Here is a 2,716-nt window from a genome sequence, read left to right as displayed (position 1 = left end):
GCGACGCATCAACGTCCTCTGGGCAATGCTCCGCGACCACACCCTCTACCAGGAACCAGCCGAGATCCCGATGCTCAAAACCGCTTGACGTTGATACTGGAAACAGCCGTTCAGGGCATGACCCTCAACTTGACTGACGGCCCCGCGAGGGGTCTGTCTTTGCTTTGATCTGTCTGGCCTGGGCGGTGCTGAAGTGGCGGCCGGGCGGGCATGACCTCATAGGAGCTTGACCTCTTCGACCCGGTCTCGTCAACGTCTTGTCTGCTCGCCCGGCCGCCACTTCCCATTCTGAAACACGAACGAAGGGAAGTACACCATGAACGATCAGTCTCTGATCGTCGCGGGGGTGGACACGCACTACGCGGCCGTGATCTCCGTCACCGGGGAACACCTCAGCGCCGCCCAGTTCCCCACCACCGACGCCGGCTACCGCGCGCTTGAGGGCTTCATCACCTGCCATGGGGCTCTGCTGCGCGCCGGTGTGGAGGGCACGAACTCGTACGGGGCGGGCTTGACCCGGCACTTGCATGAGGCGGGCATCGAGGTCGTCGAGGTGATCCGCCCGGCACGGCAGACACGGCGGATGCGCGGCAAATCCGACGAGATCGATGCCTACGCCGCCGCGCACATCGCGTTGGCGAACAACAACACCGTGGCCGCGAAGACCGGCACCGGCATCGTGGAAGCGATCCGGGTCACCAACGCGGCCCGGCGCAGCGCGATGAAAGCACGAACCGAGGTGATCGTGCAACTCAAATCGCTGATCGTGACTGCTCCTGAGAGCATCCGAACCGAGTTCCGTGACCTGACCACGACCCGCTTGATCACACGCCTGACAGGCTCCCGTGCACGTGTCGGTGACGACGAGGTCGCGTCCAGGACCCGCACGGCACTCAAGCGCCTCGCCGCCCGCTATCAGCAGCTCGATGTTGAGATCGCCGGTCACGACACCGACCTCGCACAACTCGTCGACACAGTGAACCCGGCTCTCGTGCAAGCCCGAGGGATCGCGACTGTGACCGCCGCGCAGCTGCTGATCACCGCAGGCGACAACCCCGACCGGCTCCGCTCCGAGGCAGCTTTCGCGATGCTCTGCGGTGCCTCGCCCTTGCCCGCCTCCTCGGGGAAAACAACACGTCACCGACTCAACCGCGGCGGCGACCGGGCCGCGAACTCCGCGCTCCACAAGATCGCGATCGTGCGCCTGGCCACAGACCCCGAAACCCGCGCCTACGCGACCCGCCGCACCGCCGAAGGCAAGACGAAGAAAGACATCCTCCGCTGCCTCAAGCGCGCCATCGCCCGCGAGGTATTCCACCTCATTACCACCCCGCAGCCAGCCGCGGACAGCAGCGATCTGCGCCCCGCACGCAAACGCCTCGGGCTCAGCCTCACCGAGGTCGCCGACGCCCTCGACTGCGCGATCAGCAAGATCTCACTCATCGAACGCGGCACCATTCGCGACACCCGATTCCTGCACCGCTACCGGGCCTGGCTCAACGAAAACCAACCCCACCAAATCGCAGCTTGACAACTATAGGAGCATCATCGCGCGCCCTGGTGTCTTTTGTTGGCCACAACAGGGCTGAAATCACACTTGGTTCATGCGCAGCATTCGTGAAGCGCCGGCCAGCCTCCATCCTGTGACACGGAGCTGTCTGTGATCTTGCGTGCGGTGTTGTTGGCATCTGTCAGCTCATGCAGGAATTCATGGAGCCTGCCGACGCTGACCGGTGAGCTGCGGCCACCATCACACACCCAAGCCATTTTGTGATCACAGCACGGCCGCTGAGCTTGTCATCGTCTGGGTCAGATAATGCTTCGTTGTAGGTGGAGGCGATGACAAGCAGGTTTTCTCCGCATTCGATGTCGTTAATGCTGAGCATGACGTTGCCGGCATCGGTGACGTTGCCGGCATCGGTGACGATGCCCGCAGAGCACATTTCGCCGTCACCAGCAAGCGTCGATAGCTTCCCTGCCTGACTTTCACCGGCAGGGGAGAACTGGCGAATGTCCTGCCAAATACCAGTGTGAGGATCTCGGAAGAAAGCAGGGGGCATCGGGGGTTTTCGCTGTCATGACAGTTTCAGGCGCGGCAGACGGTCGGCGGAACAGACTGTGCGCCCGTCGAATTCAGCTTCGAGCTCAACAGCTTCGAACGTCGTAGCGCTGATGTTGGCGCCTGTGGCTTTGAGCATTGCGGTCGATTCACTACTGGTCAGCGTCTCCGCGCGACCCGTTTCACTCTGCAGTACGTCGTGCCGTCAGGCCCGTCGTCGACGCTGTCGCCCAGCCACAGACCGTGAATGACCCGCCCTGTGCGATCCCACCGGATCCACGAGGACGGCGGGTAGCTGACCGCGCCAATTCACGCTGACAGGAACGAAACCCGGCCACCGCGCAAATCGGCGTCGTAATGTCACGATCACTTTATTCATACAGCTCCTTGGACTTCTCAGCTTTCTAACGCTACGCAGTCCTCTCTAACGCTATGCAGTGGGCAAAGTCATATGGTCGTAGCAACGCTCTAGTGATTGGAGCGTTTTATGGTCAAGTTGTTTCCGCCGAATACTCGGACTGAGTTCATTGATCTGGTGTGTGCGGGGATGTCGATCGATCGTGCTGCTCGGCGTGTCGGAGCGGCAGGTGCGACCGGGACGGCGTGGTGGTCGCAGTCTGGGCGGATGAGCATCAATATGGGCATGCACGGTGGCCT

1 protein-coding gene and 1 pseudogene are annotated in these 2,716 nt (G+C 62.1%); one reads left to right on the top strand and one right to left on the bottom strand.

The window, feature by feature from the left end; all coding sequences use genetic code 11:
- Positions 1 to 316: 316 nt before the first annotated feature.
- Positions 317 to 1,342 (top strand): annotated as a pseudogene (locus CXY80_RS00215) (IS110 family transposase); the annotation flags it as partial.
- Positions 1,343 to 1,691: 349 nt separating this feature from the next.
- Here CXY80_RS00215 and CXY80_RS00210 read toward each other — a convergent pair.
- Complete coding sequence (locus tag CXY80_RS00210; protein ID WP_146070592.1) at positions 1,692 to 2,060, bottom strand: hypothetical protein; 369 nt, start codon at positions 2,058 to 2,060, stop codon at positions 1,692 to 1,694.
- Positions 2,061 to 2,716: the final 656 nt, after the last annotated feature.

Origin of the sequence: Cryobacterium sp. M91 (genome assembly GCF_002929615.1) — a bacterium.
GTDB lineage: Bacteria > Actinomycetota > Actinomycetes > Actinomycetales > Microbacteriaceae > Cryobacterium > Cryobacterium levicorallinum.
Note: the sequence above shows the minus strand (reverse complement) of the source record. Positions and strands in the feature narration are given on the sequence as shown.